Source organism: Rhizobium ruizarguesonis, from assembly GCF_012349115.1.
Lineage (GTDB): Bacteria > Pseudomonadota > Alphaproteobacteria > Rhizobiales > Rhizobiaceae > Rhizobium > Rhizobium ruizarguesonis.
Genome location: NZ_PQIG01000064.1, coordinates 103,228 through 125,955 on the forward strand (window position 1 = coordinate 103,228; position 22,728 = coordinate 125,955).

Here is a 22,728-nt window from a genome sequence, read left to right on the forward strand (position 1 = left end):
CGATGATGTCGATGGCATCGCCCTGCGCAGTCATATCTAGAGCGGCAATTCGGTCGAGAATTTCAGCTCGCGCAGAACAAAGCTCGAGACGACTGTGCGCACATGCGGGTTGCGCATGAGGTAGCGGGTCATGAAGGCTTCGTAGCTTTCCACATCGCTTGCCCTTATCTTCAGCATGTAGTCGAAGGCGCCGGACAAGGCGTAGCACTCCATGATCTCCGGCCGTTCCAGCACCACGGAAGCGAAAGACGCGACCGCCTCTTCGTGGTGATCCTCCAGCGTCACATGCGCGATGACGCAGAGTTTGAGATCGAGTTTGCCGGGATCGAGCAGCGTCACACGCTTGCGGATGACGCCGTCGGCTTCAAGCTCCTGGATCTTCCGCCAGGCCGAGCTCTGCGACATGCCGGCCTTTTCCGCCAGGTCGGCCAGCGACAGGCTGCCGTCGGCCTGGACGAGCTGCAGAAGCTTGCGACGAAAATTCCCAGGTTCTTTCATTTTTGGCGTCACTTTCGGGAATATTTGCCACCATTATGGCGACAGCCAGCATGAAAGAAAAGAAAATCCTCCAAACTCGGATCATAATGGCAGGAAAAGCGCCCTGCTCGGGAGGATCAGCACATGACCAAGGAAAGCAGCTACACCGCCAAACTGCCCGGCCCGGACGGTTTGTACGACTACACCCCGGATGAAGATGTTATCTGGGGTGAACTCTACCGGCGTCAGATGAAGCTGCTGGCCGATACGGCCTGCCGCGAATATCTGGACGGCGTCAAAATGCTGGGGCTGAAGCCCGATAAGGTGCCTCAGCTTCTCGACGTCAACAGACGCCTGAACGAGACCACCGGCTTCGGCGTGGAAGGCGTGCCGGCGCTCATTCCGCCCTCGCGCTTTTATGAGCTTCTGTCGCAAGGCAAATTCCCGCTCGCAACCTTCCTGCGCCGTCGCGAACATATCGACTATATCGAGGAACCGGACCTGTTCCACGAGGTCTTCGGCCATTGCCCCATGCTCACCAACCAGAGCTATGCCAATTTCGTCCGGCATTTCGGCGAAACCGCTGTCCGCCTCGGCAAGGGCTATTCATGGCATCTGTTCCGGATCTTCTGGTTCACCGTCGAGTTCGGCCTGATCAATACGCCGCAGGGACGCCGCTGCTTCGGCGCAGGCATCGTCTCATCGCCCAGCGAAGCGAAGGCGGCAATGGAGAGCAAGGCCTGCGAATTCCGGCCGTTCGATCTGCTGAGCGTGCTGAGAACACCCTACCGGATCGATATCCTCCAGCCGATCTATTATGTCATCGACAGCTTCGCCGACCTTGAAGCGATCGTGGAGCAGGATATCGAGGCCACGATCCTCAAGGCCAAGTCGCTGGGTGATTTCGCCCCGGCTTTCGAAGCCAAAGCTTCGTGAGTTGCGGATGATAGGCCGCAACGCCGGTAGGCCGGAGAGGAAAGTGGGATCGCGACATCTTCCCCGTCACTTCGGCGTGGCTGAACTTCGACTGACGAAGTCCACCAGCACACCGGGCTTTACCATACCGGCCAGCTCTTCGGCGTCCCAGTTCGTCAGCCGCACGCAACCGTGCGACCCAACCTTGTCGATGAGCTTCGGCTCCGGTGTCCCGTGTATTCCATAGGTCGGTTCGGTCAGGTCGATCCAGACCGTGCCGACCGGACCGTTCGGCCCTTTCGGAATCGTCAGGACCTTGTCGTTCTTTCCCTGCTTGAAGTTGCGCTTCGGGTCATATCTGTAGACCGGCATCCTGGCGACGCCCTTGACCTTGTGCTTGCCCGACGGCGCCGGATTGTCTTCGCTTCCGATCGTCGCGGGATAGACTGCAAGCAGTGATCCATCCGCGGCATAGGCGAGCACCTGTCCCGTCTTCCTGTCAGCCTCGATCTTCTTGACCTTTCCTTGCCTTGGAGGGCCGGGATCCACGACCCACACCGTATCGCCAGGAGCAAACTGCGAAGCCGGGTTGAGCGCATGCACGAGATCGATGCCCATATGGAACCGCTCGGATAACTTCTCTGCAACGCTCGTATATCCCAAGCTCTGCATCTTCGCCTTCTCGCCATAGTCTTCGGGAATCCTGTCAACGAGATCCTTGGCATCCTCTGCCGAGACGACATAGCTTTCAACGATCGGGGCAACGATGGTGGCATTGCCTTCCAGGCGGGAGACGACGTCCGGATCCGGCCTCCCATCGACAGGGAGATTGTTCATCTCCTCGAAGCCGGCCACGGCCTTGTTGACGTTCTCCCCGGAGAGGCCATCGATCACACCTGGAGACGAGCCTGCACGGTCGAGCAGGACCTGAAGGCGGACCATGGCCGGGTCTGGATCTGCGGGCTTAGGCTTCCCTGCCACAATGGAAGCAATCGACGCGGTATTGATTGCTTCGGGTCGGAGTTCCCGCGCGGCAGCACCGCCAACGAAGATGACCAGAGCGAGCAGCGACATCGGCAGGGCTGTTTTCATGGACGACAAATGGCCAGAGCGGGAACTTGTTCCACTGCGCGAGAGCGGCTGGAGGATTTCGGCGACAGCTACGTCTTCAGCGGAACCGCCGGCTTCTGTTCACGATGATTTCAATGTCCAGCCTCTGCAAATTCAGTACAACCGCCATTTGATCCGAAGGAGCTCGTGAATGCCACGCGAGAGCGTCAATGACCTGATGGCCTTTCTGGCGGTCGCCCGGGAGAAGAGCTTTACGCGAGCGGCGGCGAAGTTGGGCGTGTCTCAATCGGCGCTCAGCCACGTTGTCCGCCAGCTGGAAACGCGGCTTGGAATCCGGCTTTTGACCCGTACCACGCGGGCCGTTTCGCTCACCGACGCTGGAGAACGATTGTTCCAAGGCGTGGGGCCTCACTTCGACGAGATCGAGGCGCAACTTGAAACCCTCATCGAGTTCAGGGAAAAGCCAGCCGGCAACATCCGCATCACGGCATCCGACCATGCGATAAAGTGGATCATCTGGCCGAAGCTCCAGCGCTTCCTACCCAACAATCCCGATATCAAGGTGGAGCTGATACGCGAGAACGGGCTGTCAGATATCGTGACGGAGCGCTTCGACGGGGGCGTCCGGATGGGCGAGCAGGTGGCGAAAGACATGATCTCGACTCGCATCGGACCTGATTTCCGTTTTGCCGTCGTCGGCGCACCCTCATATTTCGATGGCAAAGAGATTCCCGAGCATCCGCAGGACCTTGTCCGCCACAACTGCATCAATGAGCGCCTGCCCACCTATGGGGGCTTCTGGGCATGGGAGTTCGAAGACAACGGGAAAGAGATTAAAATCCGGGTCGAGGGACAGCTTGCCTTCAACAACTCCTATCAAGCCGTGGAAGGGGCTCTGGAAGGGCTTGGATTGGCTTACATACCGGAAGACGTCGCTCTTCCCTATATCGCGGAAGGCCGTCTGAGACGCGTTCTGGAAGCCTTTTCGCCATACTGGGATGGCTACCATCTCTACTATGCCAGCAGAAGGCAGTCCTCTCCGGCTTTCGTGGCGTTGGTGGACGCCCTGCGCCACCGAGCCTGACGATCGGCGTCCGGCATTGTCATCCTCTTTCTACGGCAAGCAGCGGTCACGGCGTCTTAGCGTATTTCCTGGCTTCACGCGATCTTGCCGTGCGACGGGCCGGCCTCAGTTCTTCGATCGTCGGCAGCCACCACTCGGCATTCTCAACCGGAAGCGTTTTCGCGGGCCAGGTGCGGACGAGTTCTTCAAGTGTGGGCACCCGCCAATATCCCCAGACGTGATCCTCGGTCACACCGGGATAGAAATCCGCAACGACATCTGGGTCGACCAGTTCGCCTGAGATTTCGGCAAAGACAACGATTCCATAGGCGGTGACCACAGGACGTCCTATCGGCGGCAGGTCGTCGCTCTGAAGCGGGTAACGGTGACGCTTTCGTTCCGCAGAGCGGAGTTTGCTGCGCATATCCTGTTCGGTCCCTTTCCGCTCCTCGGCTCGACGTCGTCTTTCCTCCGGCTCGTTTTTGCAAGCCGCCGCTTCGATATCAGGCCATCTGCGTCGGAGTTCCTCATAGGACCGGAAGGGAACGTGCCATATTCTGAGATCGCCATCCCACCGTGAGGACGGCACCTCGTGCAATTCGTCGACGACGGTCTTCGAATATGGCGTGCGGATTCGGAAGTCTGCCTTGCCGAGTTCAAGATATGGACTGTCGATGGGATCGAAGGCGAAGGCGTCGCGTCCCTTCGCGTCCGCATGGGCGTCGGCCTCAGCCTCGATCTCGGCAAGCCATTGTCCGATGCGACGGGACGCCGTCCGGCCGGGAACGAACCAGGCCTTGCGGGCATCGCTCCAGCGGGCACGGGGGAAGCGTCTTCGGAATTGCTCGACGGTCATCCTGTCGTAGGGGAAAGAAATGTCCGCGCCGGGCTTCGAACCGTCTTCGCCGGACGGCGCCTTGTTGTGATCAGCGGCGGATTTCGTTTCGGTCATGGCAGAAGAACGCTGACGCGCAGCGATCGGTTTCCGGTGAGGCGCTCGTTTGGCTGCCCACTGGCGACCCTCTCAGTGAATTGTCATCGACGGCTTCTCCGCATGCGAAATGCCATCGAGCGTCGCGATAAGCTTTTCGAACTCGTTCAAGACACGATTGAACTCGGCGTCCTGCATGTTGGTGATTTCGGATATCGTCGAGGACACGGACGCAATCAGCCTGTCGATCCAAACACAGCGCTCGGCCGGCACATTTGCGAGAACCTCCCGCCGATGCGTCTTCAGCTCGCGGAGGATGCGAACGATAAGGGCTCCCCGGTCCGCTCGGGTCAAGAGCGGAAGCCTTGTCTGCGCCTGCTGGATTTCTGTTATCAGCGCCGTTGCCATCCCCTGATCTCCAACACTCCAATACAACCGGGTATCACAACCGTAGCGATTGCAACACGGACTTTAGTCCGATTCACCAGCTTGGTGCAGCATCATCCGCACCACGTGACCACCGCCGATAATCAATTGCTCGTGGCAACGAGATTTGACATGTCGCAGCTGCGCCGCGGTCCTTCCCATGGTTGATACGTATTGTCTTCCGGTCGATACGACTTGTAGCGAGCGGCGCACCGGGCTGCCGCCTCTGCATTCACTTTCGTGCCGACGCCGCCATCGGCCTCGGCGACAGTCGGCTGGAACGGCGAAGAACATTCGCGAGTCTCACCGCTATAGGATCGGTAGTTGTTGGTCACGGGATTGAAAGAGCGATAACGTTCCTCACACCAGGCAAGATGCGCGGCCGAAAGTCTGGGCTGCGGTGTCTGAAGTTCGGATGGCGGGCGAGCCGAATCCGGCCTCGCCGCTGATGCCATGCTGGCCGACGCCTCGGTCACATAGCTGGAATAGAGAGGCGGAATTCGTTCATAGTGCTGCTCCCGAGGATCGACTTTCACCGGCGTCGTCGTCCATAGATCGCGCGCTGCGAGCTCCTTGAAGGTGTGAGGTTCGGAATCCGCCACAACATAAGATGCGACAGATGCGGCAGCGATGCAGGCCCCGACCGAGCTTAAGATGCCAAAGGCAACGGATGCGATGGCTTTCATTGTCCCGACCTCTGCTGTTGAGCCAGTGGAACCCAGATGCGGCCAGCGGCGCTGTTATGTCTGCCGCCGGTGGCGACAAGCACGGCGAGAATGCCGGCGATTGCCAGCAGGATCGCGATCAACGGCAAGGCCAGCCCATTGGACTTTTCTTCAGAATAGATCATGTTCCTCTCCTATGCCCCGGCGGCGGAGAGCCGCCGGGGCCGGCCGCTATGCCGCGATGATGTAGACGATCGTGAATGCAGAAGGATCGACGATGACGATCCGGCCATCCGCGAGGAGGAAGAAACGATAGGCCTTGTACTGCGGTACGATCTCCACGATTCGCGGCGGCAGCGGTTCGAGCCTGATCTTCTTCGGGATGGTGGTGCCGACCGAGACCGTGAAATCCGCCCCCCGAACGGGCTCGACATGAACCTCCTTCACAACGCTGCGGATTTCCGTCTGCTGCTCGACGGAGATGTTCACGTTGGTCGTATTGTTCGTCTCGGTCTTCGTGGTGTTCTGAGTGTTGCTGTCGACCGATGTTTTGTTGTTCTCAACGTTCGTCTTGCTGTTTGACTGGGTCTCAGTCGAGCCGCTGGAAGACCTCGCGTCGCCGGACTTCTGGGTTTCACCGGAGCCGGTCGGCGTGCCAGTGTCCTGGCTGCCGGCAGGCTTCTGGCTTTCCGTCGAGGACTGTCCCGACTTGGAAGACTTCGAACTGTCCGGGCTTTTGCCAGAGGCGTCCGTGCCTGCGGCACCGGAGCCGGTTTCGGTCGAGCTTCCGGACTGCGTCTTAGCACCGGGCTGACTTGTCGTCTGACCGGAGGAACCATCCGTGGGGGTTCCCGACGAGCTTCCGCTAGAGCCGGAAGGCTGCTGGGTATCCTGGCCGGTCGATGCTCCTGCGCCACCCGAGGAGGAGGCGCCGCTCGCATCCGGTTGCTGGATCGCACCACCGCTGGACTGGCCGTTTTGGGCAGCACCCTTCTTGGGAAGGATCGGCGCATCCTGCGCCGCGGCGGAGATGATGCCGACCGGCGAAACGCCGATCGAGAGTGCCGTCATCAGCACGGCGAGTGTTTTGGTCTTCATAACAATCTCTCTGCTTTTTCGGCCGCACGACGTTGTCGTCCGTCGTGCGGCGGTTCTCAGGTTCTAACGATGATATTGAGGGGCAAGACGCGGCAGAGACCGCGTGGGATCAGGTCACTTGATAACCTGGATCACCTTGCGGGACGACGGTTCAACGATGACGCGTTCATCATTGACCACCGCGTAAGCATAGGTCGGGTCATCCGGAATAGGCGTCACGACAACAGTCTCCGGCAGAGGCTGGCCGACAATAACCTTCTCCTTCACGACCACGCGCGCCGATGGTGCCGGAGCCTCGCGGACATAGGTGACGACCTTTTGCGGCGGCGGATCGATCGCCGTACCAACGACTGCGCCGGCAACGCCGCCGACAGCAGCGCCAACGGGGCCGCCGACGATCGCCCCGGTGACCGCGCCACCGGCGGCACCGTTAACGGTCGAGGACTGGGCGAATGCGACGCCCGACATGAGGGTCGCGGCAGTTGCCGCAGCGACGATAAGCTTGGAGATCATTTTCTCCTCCTTCTGTTTCGAGGCGGCCTTCGTGACCGCTGCGAAACCAACTAGCTGGAGGCATGGTCGTTCCACGCCCCGGACCTCAGTCTGATAGACCCCGGCCTTTGGTCCCCAACCCATGTCAATGCACGTCGCCGGCGCTACTTAAGGATCGAAAGACCCCATACACGGGCTTACAGCGCCACGCGTCTTTCCAGGCGCGTAAAGGACGCTGTAACACTTTGAATTGCTGCATAATTTATCCTTAAATCGATGCCGATTTGAGGAATTATGCAGGAGGCAGGGAGACTGAAGGAGATGGCGCGATCCAACCGCCGGGAAGCGGGACGCCGGCGCCTGGCGATGCGTTTGCCGCACATGCGGACGCTGATCATGGCAGCGTGCGACCCATTGCAGCTCGAGCTCTTCGAGGCCTACCAGATGGCAGTCGAAGCGCGCGACGCTCTTCGAGGACGGCAGTTCAATGCGAACCTGGTGCGGGAATACGACGAGACCTGCTTCGAGATCGAGCGGCACGTCATCCGCGCGATGCAAGAACCTTCCTACGCGCAGCGCACGAGCTGAAGTCCGGTGAGCCGTCATACTCGGCGGACAGAACTTTTGCACATTTCATTTGGAGAATCGCGCGATTGATCCGCTGGCCTGCACCAAGCGGCGTTACGAAGCGCGACCGACGACGACGAAGGCGCTCATGCCGCCGCACGGACGAACCCCGTGGCGTGATTCCATTTGCTCGGCCACCTCATCGACTATCTCTGAGATGCGCGCCGGCGCCCGACTTTCGATCTCTTCCCTGAGCGGAGTGCCTTGGCAGAAGGCCGCTGCGATGTCATGGGCGGCGGCAACGGAGGTCAACTCGATCCGATCGCAGGAAATTGCGTCAAATCCCGCCGACGACATTTGCGCCTTTATCGACGCTATATCGAAGTAGGAATATGACAAGTTTCTTAGAAAGTCCGGTGGATTGGACGGAAAGAGGCTTGCCAGACATTCATCCACGCATCTTGCGAAGTCGTTGGCCGGGAGTGAATCCCACGTCGTGAACAGGAAACGACCGCCGCTCCGCAACACTCTTTTGGCCTCGTCATAGGCCTTCAACTTATCCGGAAAGAACATCACGCCGAACTGGCAGACGACGAGATCGAACATCGAAGACGCGAACGGCAGATTTTGCGCATCGGCGTGCATCCAGTGGGTCCGCGACATCGTCAGCGACGGTGCGCCAACGTCAATCATCGCCTGGCTGAGATCGGTGGCAACGATCTCCGTGGCCGGATCAAGCGTCACCCGCAGAGCACGTGTCAAGGCGCCTGTCCCCGCAGCGACCTCGAGAATGCTGCCCGGCTTCAATCGCTCGGCGACGATCGCCATCTCCGAGGCATAGGGCTCGAAGAGAATCGGCACGAGAAGGCTGTCGTAAAATTCGGCGACGCCTTCCTCGAAGGGCGCGAGAGAAGAGGCCGATGCGGCGCGGGCGCCGCCTTCGATATCCATGGAAATCGTCACTCACAAGCCTCCAAACCCGGGTTCGTCGGCCAGGAAATATGCTTGAATCTGCTGATGTCTACAGGCGTCAGACCTTGGTCCCAACCTTCTCCGACCGAAGTCCCTGAGGTGGAACGCGCGTCGGACTCGCGCCGTTTCGAGGGATGTTGAAGGAGATCCGAACATGCACCAGAGTCATAGATCCCGAGTGAATGACGCTTGCAACGCGTCCGTCTTCGCCCTTGTTATCGTTCTGGCCGCCCTTCTCTACGTCTTCGGCGTAGCCATATCAGGCGATAGCCTCGGGCTTACCCAGAGCATAAGAGGCGCCGAGGTCTTCGATACCAGGAATCTACCCTGACGCTGTTTGGAAAAACTCTGAAGACGCGGTAGGTTAATCGACAAGTCTCTTGCCGGAATCAACATGAATTGGCTTCGCCGCTGGAATGCCCGCTCACTCGCCTCCCAGTTCTTCATCGCGGGTGGGCTCATATCGATGGCCGTCATGTTCCTGGTGGGCATTCTCGTCACCCACCTCATAGAGGAGGCCGTCATCCACAATTCTGGTGCTGCGACGGCGCTATATGTGGACAGCGTGGTCGCGCCGCTGCTTCCCGACATGCAAAAGGAATCGTTGCTGGACGAAGCCAGTGCTCAGGCTCTCGATGAGACGCTTGGTCAGGGCGCGCTCGGCAGGCGTCTCGTTTCGTTCAAGCTGTGGCGAAGCGACGGCACCATCCTTTATTCGAATGAGAAGGAGCTGGTGGGCAGGAAGTTTACGGTCAGCGACAAGCTCCAGAGGGCATTCGCAGGGTCTCTCGTCGCGCGCTACGAAATCGCCAGCGATCCGGAAAGCGACAAGGAGCGCGCGCTTGGCAAGCCGCTCATGGAGATCTACAACCCTGTGCTCCAGCCATGGTCCGGACGGGCGGTCGCCGTACTTGAGTTCTACGAGACGGCAGAAGGATTAAGCGACAGTCTGGCGCATGCCAGGCTCCGGAGCTGGGGCGCTGTCGCTGCTCTCACAGCAATCTTTTTCCTTGTTCTCTCGGCTCTGGTGTTTCGGGGGAGCCGCACGATAGAGGCGCAACGCAAGGATCTCAGGGAACGGGTCAATGAACTGTCCGCGTTGCTGGCGGAAAACCGCGGACTTCAGCGGCGGCTGCAGCGCGCCTCCCAGCGGTCGGCGGCGCTGAATGAAACATATTTGCGCAGTATCGGTGCCGATTTGCACGACGGTCCGGCCCAGCACATCGCCTATGCCTCATTGCGGCTGGACAGCGACGTGTTGATCAACGCGTCCACACAGCCCGAAGCGCGTGAAAAGGAGCTTGCCTGGATACGCTCGAGCCTTGCCGAGGCGATGACGGAAATCCGCAATATCTGCAGTGGGCTGGTGCTCCCGCAGATCGAGAAGTCCTCGATCACCGAGATCGTCATGCGGGTCGTCGAAGCGCATCAGCACAAGACCGAAACCCATGTCGAAACTGTTATCGACGAGGATGGACCTGAACTTCCTCCTGCGGTGAAGATCTGTATCTATCGCTTCGCTCAGGAAGCCTTGAACAACGCCTATCGCCACGGTGGCGGCATTCTGCAGGCTGTTAAGGCCGTCTCGCACAACGGTCATGTCCGTGTCGAGGTGAGCGATCGCGGCGATGGCTTCGATCCGACCGAGGTGAGGCCGACGAGCCTCGGCCTTGTCGGACTTCGGGAACGCATCGACAGCCTGGGAGGATCGTTCGAGGTCAAGACAGGCGAAGGAGGGACGACCGTGACCATGATCTTCGAGCCTATGGAAGTGGGAGACTAGAGATGACATCCATCACCATCGGCGTCGTGGACGACCACCCGCTTTTTCGCGAGGGTGTAACGCGCAGCCTGTCGGAGATGAGCGGCTTTAACGTCATTGGCGAAGGCGCCAGCAGCGATGACGCGGCCATGATCGCCTCGGACAACTGCCCCGACATCATGCTCCTCGATATCTCGATGCCCGGCGGCGGGCTGTCTGCGATCAGCGACGTGCTGGCGCGGAGCCCGACAACGAAAGTGCTCATGTTGACGGTATCCGAGGATGTGGACACGTTGCTTGACGCTCTGCAACGGGGCGCGATGGGCTATGTTCTGAAGGGTGTCGGTTCCCGTGGCCTCGCCGAAGCCATCCAAACGGTCCTGAGTGGAACGCGATATATCTCGCCGACGATGTCGGCAAAGGTCATGGAGAATTCACTGCATGGCGGAACCTCAGACAAAAACAGTCTGACACCACGGGAACGCGAGGTGATGGATCTTGTCGCTCAAGGCTTGTCAAACAAACATATCGGCTTGCGTCTCGGCCTGCAGGAAAAGACCGTGAAGCACCATATGACCCAGATTCTGAGCAAGCTCGGTGCCTCGAACAGGACTGAAGCGGCTCTACAATGGCGCGAACGGCGCTAAAACAGGGTATCGTCCGACTATCACGCTCTAGCGAAGGAAGCGGCTCAGCCGGCGGGCATCGTTGGCCGTCGCCTGACGGCTTATGATCGTGCGGCCTTTCGAGTCCTTCATAATGTAGCGGCCGCGCTGCAGGGTCTCGGTGATACCATTCGCATGACGGACGTCGATCGAACCATCGGAAGCTTCGGTCGCTGTCGTTCCCAATCCTTCTGACGACCTTGCAGAAGAGGAAGAGGATCCCGCGCTGCTGGTGGAGCTCCCACCATTGCCATTTCCTGAGCCATTGCTGCTGCTGTTGCCACCACTATTGCCGTTGCCACTCCCTCCCCCGTTGCCGCTACCGCCGCTATTGCCATTCCCTCCACTATTCCCGTTGCCGTTACCACCACCGTTGCCATTCCCGTTGTTACCGTCTTTTGCCTGCGCGCACTCCGCCGCCAGAACAGGAAGGAAACCGTCGAGATTCAATCTGGCGGGTGATGCGGCAGCGACGAGGGCGACGGCCGCGCTGCCGCCCAGTCTCAGAAAATCGCGTCTCCGGATACTCATGCCATGGCCTCGTTCGTCCGTTCGCCGTCCCATGCATATATGACGTATAAGATTTCTCGCTGTTCCCAAGACAGAATGCAACCGACCTAGGTAGTAGGCGCCGGCAAGACTTTGGTCCGGCTTATTTGATTGCCGTACTCGTCATCGAGAAAAGTCCGGGCAATCGCAAGCGCTACGTTACTCGCTTCTCCTCATTCCAGCTGCCGTGTGAGGCGGAAGCATTTCTATGGAACTTCTCTCCTCGTCGTCGCTTTGTTTGTCGAAGTGCAACAGAGGAAACCCCGATGGCAAACCCGAACGAATCCCCGGCAGTCCAGTCCATGCGAAAAGAGCAGGCAGAGCAACGAAAGCGGCCCCCAAAAGGCGAACTCGACAAAGCAATCGAGGATACCTTTCCGGCGTCCGACCCGGTGTCAGCCACCCACACCTCCATTCCTGCCGGCCGCAGCGACGTCGAGGCGGCTGAGCGTGTGAAGCGCGAGCCAGATCCGACCAAGCTCGACGAGGAGTTTCCGCTCGTGGATCAAGCCCTGCGCCCAAGCGGTGAAACCGCCCGCTCCTCCGAAGAAATGCGCGCGCTTCAGAAGGAAGCCGGTCGCATGGCTGAATCCGCTTCGGGGCTGGCTTCTGGAACAGCTCGCCTGGCAAAGGCGGAAGCACGCACATTCGTCCATGACCTCGAGGATCGCATACGCCGGCAGCCGCTGACAGCCGCAGCGATCGTCGCCGGCATCGCCTTCGTCTTCGGCGCGACGCGTTGAGGAGCCAAGTGACAGTCGACTCGCTCGATCACCCCGCGGGGATTCGACCGGCGGACCATTACGATATGGAGAGCCGCCTCCATTAGCACGATTGCGGGCGGGGATTTCCTGAGGACGAAACTCAGGAGCGCTTCTAGAGCCCGTCTGTGCTTCGACTTCCGAGGGCATCGTGAAAATCGCAACCTACAATGTCAACGGGATCAATGGGCGGCTAGACATTCTGCTGCGCTGGCTCAAGGAGGACGCCCCTGATGTGGTCTGCCTCCAGGAACTGAAGGCAGACGATGCCAGGTTTCCGCGAAAGGAAATCGAGCGGGCCGGCTACGGCGCCATCTGGCACGGACAGAGATCCTGGAACGGGGTTGCGATCCTGGCAAAAGGCAAGATACCGATCCTGACGCGGCGTGGTCTTCCCGGTGATCCTGACGATACTCACAGCCGGTATATCGAAGCTGCCGTCGACGGCATCCTGATCGGATGCCTGTATCTTCCCAACGGCAATCCGTTTCCAGGAGTAAAATTCGATTACAAGCTGCGCTGGTTTCTCCGTCTGCAGGCGTACGCCGCCGAACTCCTCGAGCTCGATGTGCCTTCGATCCTGGCCGGCGACTTCAACGTCATGCCGACGGAGATCGACGTCTACAAGCCGGAACGCTGGCTGGACGACGCCCTCTTCAGGCCGGAAGTGCGCAAGGCCTATGCTGATCTCGTTGCCCAGGGTTGGACCGATGCCGTCAGACATCTGCATCCAGAAGAGCGCGTCTACACCTTCTGGAAATACTGGCGGAACAGCTTCGAACGTGACGCGGGGCTTCGGATCGACCACTTCCTGCTCAGTCCGGCAGTCGCCCCATGGCTTCGATCGGCAACCGTCCGGAAAAAACCGCGCGGCTGGGAGCATACGAGCGACCACGCGCCCGTCATGATCGAGCTCGACGTTTCCAAAGCTGGAGCAGACCTATGAGCCGCAGGCCGCTTGCGAGCGAGGGAACCAGTCACGTCGCCGAGAGTTAGTCCAAAAGCGCGGGACGGCATTCCTGCCCCGCAATTTTCCAACCTGATGTGACCGCTGTGGACGAAGCCAAGAACTACTTGAACACCGACGAAATTCAGGCCGACGACCAGTTGTCGCCGAAGCCGGTCGAAGGCAAGGATCCGCCAAGGCGGGTGCGCAGAAGCGAGGAAGCTATCGCCGAAGGCTCTGACGAGACCGAGCGCGTCCGGGTTCCGCGCCCAGTTCCGAATCCCGATTGATCAGCCGCATGGCTCCGTCTCGAAGTGGCTCCGATTACCGGCATCACCTCATTTGTCGGCGCCAAGATCGTAGATGCGGCCTGTCAACCAGGCTGGCCAGTCTCGCTCGAAGAAGGACTTGGCGCTTTCATCCAGCGCGCGGTTCGGGCGGGTTGAAAGCCTGATCTCATCGCCATCAATCCGAACGACGATCTGCTCCTCGCGATGCGCTTCGCGTTCTTTCCGGAAACGATAATCCTGCAACGGGCCAGAGCTCGCAAGCGGGAGAGATTCGCCCTCCACATCGCATATTGCGCGCGCCCCGCGGCTGCCGCCCCCATTGCGAATGAAGAAATCGAGCGCGCCGAGTACGGCTTCCGAGGCGAGCGCCATATGTCGCCATTGCACGCCTCGAACCGCCTCCGCTGCACGACCATAGGCAATGCCGTTCGCATGGATTTCAGCGTTCAGTTCGCGCGCTTCGATCAAGGCTCGGCCTACGCCTTCTTGATTGCAGATGATGCCAGCCTTCTCGCTCATTCGCGCCTGCACTTGCGAACGGATCGATTTGACGGTGAGCGGGCTCTCGGTCCGAAGGACGGTAAGGAGATCGACGATGCCCGCCTCTGCGATATCAGCTATGCCCTCTGCTGCCGACCGCTTTGCCCGACCGCTCGCGCTGATGTGCTCTGCCGCGCGCGTACCGAAGACTTGCCCGGCATTGAGCGCCGCTCCACCCGGCCTCGTCACGCCGTGTGTGCCCGCTGCCTCTCCGACCGAGTAACAGCCGCCGAGACTGCTGCGGCCCCAGGTATCGACCATGATGCCGCCGTTCATGTGCTGGTTGTTGACGGCAAATTCCAGCGGCTCCTCGGCGATATCGATCTTGTAGCGGCGGTAGAGCTCGATCGCGAGCGGGTTCATATGCTTCAATCGATCGATCGGCATGTCCTGGTCGGCGCCGGCCTTGCCGAGATAGTTGCGGACGTCTTCGTCAAGTCTCTCCAGACTGAATGGCAGGTCGCCCGGCACGGATAGGGGATTGCGATTGAAGTCCATAAAGACGCGCCGCCCTGCGGCGGTTTCGCTGGAGATGGCAAGGTCTACCAGGCTTGAGCCGAAATCGAGCATGCGCGTCGCGTGAAATGGCCATTGATAGCCCTTGCGAAAGACGTTCGAAGCCAGCTCCTGCGTGCTGCGGTAGTATTCTGCCAGGAAATGGTGCTCGGCGCCCTCGGTATCGAGCGAGTAGATATGCGGGATCGCCTGGACGTATGTGCCCGACAGATTCCATGGGAACCCTTCCCTGCGTGTTCCGATACCAAACTGGCTTTCGGTCAGGTTGACGAGCTCGACGCCTGCCTCGAGCGCCAATCCGAGAGAGCCGAAGCAGCCGTTGGGATAAACGCTGTCGCGATAGAGCTCGCCCGGCCCGCCGGCGGCGAGCACGATCACCCCACTGACGAACAGCGCGATACCCAGCGGGTTCTCCTCCGTACGGTCACTGGCCCGCATGGCGACCATCCCGACCACGTGGCGATCAGCGCCATCGCCCTTGGTGAGGATCTTTACCGCCGTGGTCTGGTTGTAAAACGGCACTCCGAGCCGGATCGCCTCCTCGGCCAGCACCTTGACCATCAGGCGCGAGGTGCGCGGGCCGCAACTGGTGGCGCGGCCGACCTCGTCATGGTCGGTCTGATATCTGAGCGTCCCGCCAAGCGGATCCTGCGGCAGCGGCAGCCCTAGGAACTGAAGCGATGCCATCATCCGGGACGAGCCCACAGCCTCGACATAGGCCGTGTCCTCGTCCATTGCACCGCCGCTGCGGATGGCTCGGGCCATTGCCTTGTAATTGTCGCCCTGATCCGCCGTATTTGCAGTGTGAAGGGTCTGCTTGTCGGATCCCGAACAGGCCGAGGTCCCACCCCAGGCGCTTTGGCTGACAATAACGACGTCATCGCCACGCCGCTTCATTTCCACTGCGGCTCGCAGACCTGCCGCGCCGGATCCGACGACGACGCAACCGGCTCGATAGATCGGCGCCTCGATGCCGGCGAGCCGAACCACGTCCGAAGGGGCGGGTTCGGCTGGGAGCCGTGGCATGTCGACATCGGTCAGTGCGTCAAGAATTTCCTGCGGAACGTCTATGGTCATCGGCGTTCAACCCAGCGGGATGTCGACCCAGCGTTTTTGCCGGGAGGACTCCATGCATGCGTCGACGATCTGGCAGATGTGGTGGCCCGTATCGAATGTCGGCCACATCGGCCTGTTTGCAACGATCGAGCGGATCACCTCGGCCACCTCGATGATCTTGCTTTCATTGTAGCCCAGACCGAAATTCGGCAGAGGAAGGAAAGCCCTGAAGGTAGGGTTCTCAGGACCCACGTCGATCTCCCGGAAGCCGCGCCGCCCCGTCCGGTCGTCGTTGGAATAGAAGCGCAGCCGGTTTATCTCGTCATAGGTATAGGCGATGCTGCCTTTCGTTCCATAGATTTCGTAGGTCTGCATGAACTTGCGGCCGGTCGCGACACGGCTGAAATCGACGATCCCGCCGGCACCGTTCTCGAACCGGCACAGCAGATTGGTTGCATCGGGATTGGTGATATCAGCCCAGGACTCGTTGCCTGACAGTTTCACCTGCTCGCCATAGGCAAGGCCCTCGACGGCAGGCCGACGCGGCGTCACGATGAGATTGTCGGCGATCAGGGAACTGACGCGGCCGACCAGGAAATCCATGAAGCTGAAGATGTGCGAACCGGTATCACCGACGATCCCGGTCGGCGCGAGCTTTCCGTCGGCGCGCCACATGAAGGGCGCGTTCGGATCGCCATAGATGTCGACGTGCTGGCAGCCGCGGAACAGCTTGATCTCGCCGATTTCGCCGGATTGAATGATATCTTTCGCCAGATCATGGACGGGATTCCGAGGAAAGGCGTGTCCGACGCGCGTAATGACACCCTTCGCCCGGGCGATGTCGGCCAGTTCCCGCGCTTCGGCGGCGGTGTTTGCCAATGGCTTCTCGCAATAGACATGTTTGCCTGCCAGCAAAGCCGCCTTGGCCACCTCATAGTGGAGATGGTCGGGCAGGCAGATATCGATCAGATCGACATCAGGATCAGCGACCGCCAGATTCCAATCCTGAAGAATTCTTGCACCTGGCGCCCTGTGGGAAAGATCCCCGGCTGTTTTCGAGGGACCTTCGACGAGAGCGACGATCCGAGCCGTTCCGTCCGACACTCCGAAGAAATGCGGAAAGGTCTGATAGGCCATCGTGTGGACCTTTCCCATCCAGCCCGAGGCGCCAAGCACTGCAACTCTGACTTCAGACATTGTCGTCTCTCCTCTCGAGATGGCTTACCGGATTTCGGCGCGGGCCTGAGGCCTCGCATCGTTGCGTTCGTAGGCGAAGATGGTGGGGGAAAGTGCAGGCAAGCCCCGGATGAGGTCCGATCCCTTTTCGCCGACCATGATCGTCGGCGCGTTGGTATTGCATGACGGCACGCGCGGCATGACGGATGAATCACAGACCCTGAGGCCTTCCAGGCCATGGACCTTGAGATCAAGCCCGACAACCGCGTCAGGCCCTGTCCCCATCTTGCAGGTGCCCACCGGATGATGGTCGGTCTTTGCGTTGGCGCAGCCGTAGTCGAAAAGCTGTTCGTCGGTCATCACCTTCGGTCCGGGAAGCCTTTCGGCCATGACATAGGGCTTCAACGCCGCCTGCTGCATGATCTCGCGCGCGATCTTCAGCCCTTCCAGGGACATCGTCCTGTCGTGGGGATCGGACCAGTAGTTAGGGTCGATCAATGGAGAGGCGGCCGGGTCGGAGGATGATAGACGCACCGTCCCTCGCGAGCGCGGATGCAGATAGGCGGAGTTAAGGGTCACGCCGGCATTCTTGAGCCGCTCGACGCCTGCTTCGATGCCCGATCCGAGGCCGAGGTGGAACTGGATATCAGGCGAACGGGCCTCGGGATCGGCATACCAGAAGCCGCCGGTCTCGAAGAGCGACGAGGCGACAGGACCGGTCCGGAACAGGACATATTGAATCCCGGCCCAAAGTGTCCGGTGGAGTTTTGCAACACCGTCATAAGTGTGATCGCCCGTGCATTCAGCGATGACGAAAAGATCCAGGTGATCCTGAAGGTTTCCACCGACACCCGGCAGATCGTGAAGCACCTTGACGCCCACCGACCGCAGATGGTCGGCCGGTCCTATGCCGGACTGCAAAAGCAGCTTCGGCGATCCGATTGCGCCGGAGGAGATCAATACTTCGCGTTCGGCGCGCACGATCTCCAAGCCGCGCGAGGTCACGATCTCGACGCCTGTCGCACGGGCTCCCTCCACGATAATACGCGCGACGTGCGCGCCCGTCCGCACCGTCAGGTTCTTCCGGTCCTTGATCGGCGAGAGATAGGCCAGCGAAGCCGACGACCGGCGGCGGTTGCGCTGCGTGAGCTGATAAAATCCCACTCCCGCCTGCTGGCGCCCGTTGAAGTCGTGATTGTAGGGAATGCCGAGCTCCTGCCCTGCACGGATATAGGCGTCGCAGATCGGTAGCGGCGCTGCGGGCATCGAGACGCCGAGCGGACCGCCATAGGAGTGATAGTCGTCGGCGAAGCGCTGATTATCTTCCGCGCGTTTGAAATAGGGAAGGATCGAGCGGTAGTCCCAGCCCGCGCAACCGTCTTCACGAGCCCAAAGGTCATAATCCACCGCGTTTCCGCGCGTGTAGAGCTGTGCGTTGATGGACGAGCCGCCACCAATGACTTTCGCTTGCGTATAACGAAGCACGCGGCCATTCATGTGCTTCTGGGGAACGGTTTCCCATCCCCAGCTGGCGACGCCTTTGGTCATCTTGGCGAAGCCGGCAGGCATATGAAAAAGAGGATTCCAGTCGCCTCCGCCCGCTTCGAGCAGGAGGACGCTGACATCGGGATCTTCGCTCAGCCGGCTCGCAAGAACGCATCCTGCCGGACCGGCGCCAGTGATGATGTAATCGAATCCCATTTTACTGTCCTGTTGCATCCGGCCTGGCGACCGCCAGTGCCTGTGTCATGCCTGCAAAGTCCTTCGACGCGATGTGATCTGCCACTCTCAGCGCTTGGGCGGCGATGGTGAGCGCAGGATTCACCGCGGCCGAGGTGGGGAGGAAACTGGCGTCGACGACGAAGAGATTTTCGTGATCATAAGACCGGCAGTACGCGTCGAGCGGCGCAGTCGCGGGATCGTTTCCGATTCGGATCGTTCCGCATTGATGGGAGGGCGTGCGCTTATCGAAGGGTCTCGCCAGCACGATCGGAAATCCGATCGATTTCAGGATCGCCTTCAGCTTAGCGACAAGGGCAAGATGGGCGTCCCAGTTGGTTCGTTGCCATTGGAGAACAATCCGATCTCCATCCACCATGACGCGGCTTTCGGGATTGGGAACGTCCTCGCTCATCGCATAGAAGTCGATGGCATGGCCGGTGATGAAGCGCAGAAGCCACTCCGGAGCCTGCGGCAGAGAACCCTTGAGAACCTTTTCAGAGATGCGGCCCAGGAGCTGCACGTTGCCGAGGGGCGGTCCACCCTCCCCGTCGGAGAGATAGAAGTCGTTGAAGGCAAACGTCTTCTGGTAGATGGAGGTGTTCCTGAACCGCGGCGAGACCCCGATGACGGCGGACGCATTGTGATTCATGAAGTTGCGGCCCACCTGGTCGGAAGAGTTCGCCAGACCCTTTGGGAAGCGGTCGTTTTTCGAACGCAGCAAAAGCACGGATGATTGGACCGCCCCGGCGGAGAGGATCACGATCTCAGGCGAAACAGTCACCGTCTGCCCGTTCTTGATGTAGGTCACCCGGTCGATCCGGCTCCCCGCTCCCGTGTCGAGCCTCGTCACACGCGCATTGGTTTCGAGCCGCACGTTCTCGTGTCTGAGCGCTACTGCGAGGGCTGCGGTCTCGGCATCCATCTTGCCGTCGCGTGCGTTTGGATGCGCATCCCATGGCGTGGGTGCTTTGGAGAGCCAGGCGTCAAGATCCAGGCCGAGCGGCAGGGAAAACGGATGCAGGCCTTTCTGCTTGAGGCGCGCCCTGATATCGGCAATCGGCGCCTCGTCCGGGACGGGCGGGTACTCGTAGGCCGCCGAGTGGTGCGGTTCGGTGGGATCTTCGCCGAGACTGCCGCGAACCTGGTACATGCGTTCGGCCTGGCAATACCACGGCTCCAGCACCTCATACGGAAACGGCCAGGCCGGCGAAACACCCTCGCGGTGTTCGATGACTGCGAAATCTTGGCTGCGATAGCGAGACAATACTGCGCCATAGAACTTCGAATTCCCGCCGACATTGTAGTAATTGCCGGGATTGAACCCCTTGCCGTTCGCCTCGTACCAGGTTTCCTTCGGTCGAAAATGTCCCCGCTGGAAGATCGCGCGTTGGTCGCGGTTGACCGGAAGGTCGGCGATATGGTCGCCGGCTTCGAGGATCAATATCTGCGCGCCGGTCATGGCCAGGCCGGCCGCAACCGTGGCGCCGCCGACGCCTGAACCGATGATGACGATGTCAGGTGAACTGCTCATGTTAGCACCTGGCCATCACACGATCCGCGCCTGGCTCTCCGGATCGAAGAACACGGCCTTGTCGAGATTGAATGCCAGGCGGGTGTTTTGTCCTGGAGCGATGCCGGTATCGGCGCGCAGGCGGGCGACGACGGATTTGCCGCCGAGCTTGGTGACGGCGAAGGTGTCGGAGCCGGCCGGTTCCACCACCTCGATCAGGCAGTCGCCCTCGGTCAGCGAGCGTGCCTTGCGGTCGGCGCCATCGGGATCGGTCAGCGCCTCCGGGCGGATGCCGAAGATCACCTGTCTGCCGGTATAGGCGGTCAGGCCGTCATTGCCTGAGATGACGGGGAGCTTCAGCGGGGCGGCATTCGGCCGCTCCAGCGAGACTTCGAGGCCGCCAGCGCCGTTTTCGACGGTGGCGTTGAGCAGGTTCATCGCCGGCGATCCCATGAAGTCGGCGACGAAGATGTTGGAGGGGCTGTTATAGATCTCGGCCGGCGTGCCGAACTGCTGCAGCACGCCGTCCTTCAGCACGGCGATCTTGGTGGCCAGCGTCATCGCCTCGATCTGGTCATGGGTGACATAGACGAAGGTGGTGCCCATGCGCTGATGCAGCCGCTTGATCTCGGTGCGCATGTCGACCCGCAGCTTGGCATCGAGATTGGAGAGTGGCTCGTCGAACAGGAAGACCTGCGGATTGCGCACCAGCGCCCTTCCCATGGCGACACGCTGGCGCTGGCCGCCGGAGAGCTGGCTCGGCTTGCGGTCGAGCAGATGGCCGATCTGCAGCATGTCGGAGACTTGGGCGATCGCCCTGGCGCGCTCCTCCTTCGGCACGCCGCGGATCTCCATGCCGAAGGCGATGTTGCCCGCCACCGTCATGTTCGGATAGAGCGCATAGGACTGGAACACCATGGCGATGTCGCGCTTGGAGGGATGCAGGCCGCTGATGTCGCGCCCGTCGATCTTGATATCGCCAGAGGTGATCGTCTCCAGCCCGGCAATGGTGTTGAGCAGGGTGGACTTGCCGCAGCCGGACGGGCCGACCAGCACGAGAAAGCCGCCCTTTTCGAGTTCGAGGTCGATCCCCTTGAGAATGTCGACGGCGCCGAAGCGCTTTTTGAGACCGGAGATTTCGAGGAAGGCCATGGATTACCCTTTGACAGCGCCCGCCATCAGACCGCGCACGAAGTAGCGGCCGGCGAGGATATAGACGATGAGCGTCGGCACGGCGGCGATCATCGCAGCCGCCATGTTGACATTGTATTCGACGACGCCCGTCGAGGTGTTGACGACATTGTTCAGCGCCACCGTCATCGGCATGGATTCACCGGTGCCGGCATAAGCCGAGGCAAACAGGAAGTCGTTCCAGATATTGGTGAACTGGTAGATGACGGTGACGACGATGATCGGCAGCGAGTTCGGCAGCATGATGCGGCGAAAGATCTGGAAGAAGCTGGCGCCATCGACCTGGGCGGCGCGGACCAGTTCGGTCGGAAAGGCCTCGTAGAAATTGCGGAAGAACAGTGTCGTGAAGCCCAAGCCATAGACGACATGCACGAAGACCAGATTGACCGTCGGATTGCCGAAGCCGAAGCTCAGGCCCGTGGCGTTCTGCAGCGTCATGCCGAAGCGGCCGAGCGAGCCGAGGATCGTTGCCATCGGCAACAGCACCGACTGGAACGGGATGAAGCAGGCAAACAGCATCAGCCCGAACACCAGCGTGTGGCCGGGAAAGCGCCATTTGGTCAGCACATAGCCATTCAGCGCCCCCATGATGGTGGAGATCGCCACAGCCGGCACGACCATCTTGATCGAGTTCCAGAAGTAACCCTTGATGCCGGCGCAGGTCAGCCCGACGCAGGTCTCGCCCCAGGCCTTGATCCAGGGATCGAAGGTCGGCGCTTGCGGCAGCGCCAGCATGTTGCCGTTCTGGATCTCGTCCATCGTCTTGAACGAGGTCGTGAGCATGACGAAGAGCGGCATCAGATAGAGGACGGCAAAGATCAGCAGCAGGCCGTAGATGATGACACGGCCGATCCAGCGGGTGTTGGTGCTGTTCTGCGCCCTGCCGGCTGTCGGTGAGATGATCGTGCTCATCGCGCCTTCTCCTTCAGTTCGGAATAGAGATAGGGAACGATGATTGCCGAGATCGTCATCAGCATGATGATGGCGCTGGCCGAGCCGACGGCCATTTCGTTGCGCTTGAAGGTGTATTCATACATGAAGTTGGACGGCAGCCAGGCCGAGCCGCCGGGGCCGCCGGAGGTCAGCGCCACCACGAGATCGTAGGACTTGATCGCCATATGGGCGAGCACGATGAAGGCGGACAGGAAGATCGGCCGCAGCAGCGGAATGACGATGCGCCGATAGAGCTGGAATGGCGAGGCGCCGTCAATCTGGGCGGCCTTCATGATCTCGCCGTCGATGCCGCGCAGTCCCGCCAGGAACATTGCCATGACGAAGCCCGACGCCTGCCAAACACCGGCGATGACGACGGTGTAGATGACGAAGTCCTTGTTCTTGATCCAGTCGAAGTGGAAGCTCGTCCAGCC

The 22,728-nt window shown here is 60.4% G+C and carries 26 protein-coding genes; 9 read left to right on the forward strand and 17 right to left on the reverse strand.

What is annotated here, in order from left to right; genetic code table 11:
- Nucleotides 1-36 precede the first annotated feature (36 nt).
- Nucleotides 37-498, reverse strand: coding sequence for an Lrp/AsnC family transcriptional regulator (locus tag C3Y91_RS07985; protein ID WP_003547665.1), 462 nt, complete (start codon nt 496-498; stop codon nt 37-39).
- A gap of 123 nt (nt 499-621) precedes the next feature.
- Here C3Y91_RS07985 and C3Y91_RS07990 point away from each other — a divergent pair, with 123 nt between their 5' ends.
- Nucleotides 622-1,413, forward strand: a complete 792-nt coding sequence (locus C3Y91_RS07990; RefSeq protein ID WP_075223958.1) for a phenylalanine 4-monooxygenase — start codon at nt 622-624, stop codon at nt 1,411-1,413.
- A gap of 66 nt (nt 1,414-1,479) precedes the next feature.
- On the opposite strand, the gene C3Y91_RS07995 is transcribed toward C3Y91_RS07990, so the two are convergent.
- A complete protein-coding gene (locus C3Y91_RS07995) occupies nt 1,480-2,493 on the reverse strand; it encodes a L,D-transpeptidase family protein (protein ID WP_075223959.1) in 1,014 nt (337 codons plus the stop codon).
- Between the two features lie 160 nt (nt 2,494-2,653).
- Here C3Y91_RS07995 and C3Y91_RS08000 point away from each other — a divergent pair, with 160 nt between their 5' ends.
- Nucleotides 2,654-3,547: a LysR family transcriptional regulator gene (locus tag C3Y91_RS08000; protein ID WP_075223960.1), complete on the forward strand. Its 894-nt coding sequence runs from the start codon at nt 2,654-2,656 to the stop codon at nt 3,545-3,547.
- 46 nt (nt 3,548-3,593) lie between these two features.
- Here the strand turns inward: C3Y91_RS08000 and C3Y91_RS08005 are convergent, their stop codons facing one another.
- The 6 genes from C3Y91_RS08005 to C3Y91_RS08030 all read right to left on the reverse strand — a co-directional run bounded on the left by C3Y91_RS08005 (nt 3,594) and on the right by C3Y91_RS08030 (nt 7,159).
- Nucleotides 3,594-4,478 (reverse strand): hypothetical protein, encoded by an 885-nt coding sequence (locus tag C3Y91_RS08005; RefSeq protein ID WP_075223961.1) that lies wholly within the window; start codon nt 4,476-4,478, stop codon nt 3,594-3,596.
- Between the two features lie 72 nt (nt 4,479-4,550).
- Nucleotides 4,551-4,865, reverse strand: coding sequence for a hypothetical protein (locus C3Y91_RS08010; RefSeq protein WP_018073193.1), 315 nt, complete (start codon nt 4,863-4,865; stop codon nt 4,551-4,553).
- Between the two features lie 122 nt (nt 4,866-4,987).
- Complete coding sequence (locus C3Y91_RS08015) at nt 4,988-5,569, reverse strand: BA14K family protein (RefSeq protein WP_075223962.1); 582 nt, start codon at nt 5,567-5,569, stop codon at nt 4,988-4,990.
- Nucleotides 5,566-5,733 (reverse strand): hypothetical protein, encoded by a 168-nt coding sequence (locus C3Y91_RS08020; RefSeq protein WP_018073191.1) that lies wholly within the window; start codon nt 5,731-5,733, stop codon nt 5,566-5,568. Before C3Y91_RS08020 ends, C3Y91_RS08015 begins: the two co-directional genes overlap by 4 nt.
- 46 nt (nt 5,734-5,779) lie before the next feature.
- A complete protein-coding gene (locus C3Y91_RS08025; protein WP_075223963.1) occupies nt 5,780-6,646 on the reverse strand; it encodes a DUF1236 domain-containing protein in 867 nt (288 codons plus the stop codon).
- Nucleotides 6,647-6,760: 114 nt separating this feature from the next.
- Complete coding sequence (locus tag C3Y91_RS08030; protein ID WP_018496607.1) at nt 6,761-7,159, reverse strand: DUF1236 domain-containing protein; 399 nt, start codon at nt 7,157-7,159, stop codon at nt 6,761-6,763.
- Nucleotides 7,160-7,459: 300 nt separating this feature from the next.
- On the opposite strand from C3Y91_RS08030, the gene C3Y91_RS08035 reads away from it, so the two are divergent.
- Entirely contained in the window at nt 7,460-7,726 is a 267-nt protein-coding gene (locus C3Y91_RS08035; protein ID WP_026238835.1) for a hypothetical protein, read from the forward strand.
- A gap of 93 nt (nt 7,727-7,819) precedes the next feature.
- On the opposite strand, the gene C3Y91_RS08040 is transcribed toward C3Y91_RS08035, so the two are convergent.
- Entirely contained in the window at nt 7,820-8,656 is an 837-nt protein-coding gene (locus C3Y91_RS08040) for a class I SAM-dependent methyltransferase (protein ID WP_081377682.1), read from the reverse strand.
- 175 nt (nt 8,657-8,831) lie between these two features.
- Here C3Y91_RS08040 and C3Y91_RS08045 point away from each other — a divergent pair, with 175 nt between their 5' ends.
- From C3Y91_RS08045 to C3Y91_RS08055, 3 genes are all read left to right on the forward strand, one after another.
- Complete coding sequence (locus C3Y91_RS08045) at nt 8,832-9,008, forward strand: hypothetical protein (RefSeq protein WP_165406127.1); 177 nt, start codon at nt 8,832-8,834, stop codon at nt 9,006-9,008.
- Nucleotides 9,009-9,071: 63 nt separating this feature from the next.
- A complete protein-coding gene (locus C3Y91_RS08050; RefSeq protein ID WP_075223965.1) occupies nt 9,072-10,460 on the forward strand; it encodes a sensor histidine kinase in 1,389 nt (462 codons plus the stop codon).
- 2 nt (nt 10,461-10,462) lie between these two features.
- Entirely contained in the window at nt 10,463-11,086 is a 624-nt protein-coding gene (locus C3Y91_RS08055) for a response regulator (RefSeq protein ID WP_075223966.1), read from the forward strand.
- A 27-nt stretch (nt 11,087-11,113) separates the two neighbouring features.
- Here C3Y91_RS08055 and C3Y91_RS08060 read toward each other — a convergent pair whose 3' ends face one another.
- On the reverse strand, nt 11,114-11,635 hold the full coding sequence (locus C3Y91_RS08060; RefSeq protein WP_075223967.1) for a hypothetical protein: 522 nt from the start codon (nt 11,633-11,635) through the stop codon (nt 11,114-11,116).
- 284 nt (nt 11,636-11,919) lie between these two features.
- On the opposite strand from C3Y91_RS08060, the gene C3Y91_RS08065 reads away from it, so the two are divergent.
- The 3 genes from C3Y91_RS08065 to C3Y91_RS08075 all read left to right on the forward strand — a co-directional run bounded on the left by C3Y91_RS08065 (nt 11,920) and on the right by C3Y91_RS08075 (nt 13,650).
- Nucleotides 11,920-12,396, forward strand: a complete 477-nt coding sequence (locus C3Y91_RS08065; RefSeq protein ID WP_075223968.1) for a hypothetical protein — start codon at nt 11,920-11,922, stop codon at nt 12,394-12,396.
- A gap of 169 nt (nt 12,397-12,565) precedes the next feature.
- The gene (xth, locus tag C3Y91_RS08070) at nt 12,566-13,360 is read left to right on the forward strand and encodes an exodeoxyribonuclease III (RefSeq protein WP_075223969.1); all 795 of its coding nucleotides are present in this window, start codon (nt 12,566-12,568) and stop codon (nt 13,358-13,360) included.
- A gap of 107 nt (nt 13,361-13,467) precedes the next feature.
- Nucleotides 13,468-13,650 (forward strand): hypothetical protein, encoded by a 183-nt coding sequence (locus C3Y91_RS08075; RefSeq protein ID WP_168575225.1) that lies wholly within the window; start codon nt 13,468-13,470, stop codon nt 13,648-13,650.
- A gap of 48 nt (nt 13,651-13,698) precedes the next feature.
- On the opposite strand, the gene C3Y91_RS08080 is transcribed toward C3Y91_RS08075, so the two are convergent.
- From C3Y91_RS08080 to C3Y91_RS08110, 7 genes are all read right to left on the reverse strand, one after another.
- Nucleotides 13,699-15,783, reverse strand: coding sequence for an FAD-dependent oxidoreductase (locus C3Y91_RS08080; RefSeq protein ID WP_075223971.1), 2,085 nt, complete (start codon nt 15,781-15,783; stop codon nt 13,699-13,701).
- 6 nt (nt 15,784-15,789) lie between these two features.
- On the reverse strand, nt 15,790-16,959 hold the full coding sequence (locus tag C3Y91_RS08085; protein WP_075223972.1) for a Gfo/Idh/MocA family protein: 1,170 nt from the start codon (nt 16,957-16,959) through the stop codon (nt 15,790-15,792).
- A gap of 24 nt (nt 16,960-16,983) precedes the next feature.
- Nucleotides 16,984-18,639, reverse strand: a complete 1,656-nt coding sequence (locus tag C3Y91_RS08090) for a GMC family oxidoreductase (protein WP_075223973.1) — start codon at nt 18,637-18,639, stop codon at nt 16,984-16,986.
- A 1-nt stretch (nt 18,640) separates the two neighbouring features.
- Complete coding sequence (locus C3Y91_RS08095) at nt 18,641-20,191, reverse strand: GMC oxidoreductase (RefSeq protein ID WP_075223974.1); 1,551 nt, start codon at nt 20,189-20,191, stop codon at nt 18,641-18,643.
- Nucleotides 20,192-20,206: 15 nt separating this feature from the next.
- Nucleotides 20,207-21,322, reverse strand: a complete 1,116-nt coding sequence (locus C3Y91_RS08100; RefSeq protein ID WP_168575226.1) for an ABC transporter ATP-binding protein — start codon at nt 21,320-21,322, stop codon at nt 20,207-20,209.
- A 3-nt stretch (nt 21,323-21,325) separates the two neighbouring features.
- Entirely contained in the window at nt 21,326-22,273 is a 948-nt protein-coding gene (locus tag C3Y91_RS08105; protein ID WP_075226218.1) for a carbohydrate ABC transporter permease, read from the reverse strand.
- Nucleotides 22,270-22,728 (reverse strand): carbohydrate ABC transporter permease (locus C3Y91_RS08110; RefSeq protein ID WP_164599538.1); only part of this gene is annotated, 459 nt, incomplete at its 5' end. The genes C3Y91_RS08110 and C3Y91_RS08105, both read right to left, overlap by 4 nt.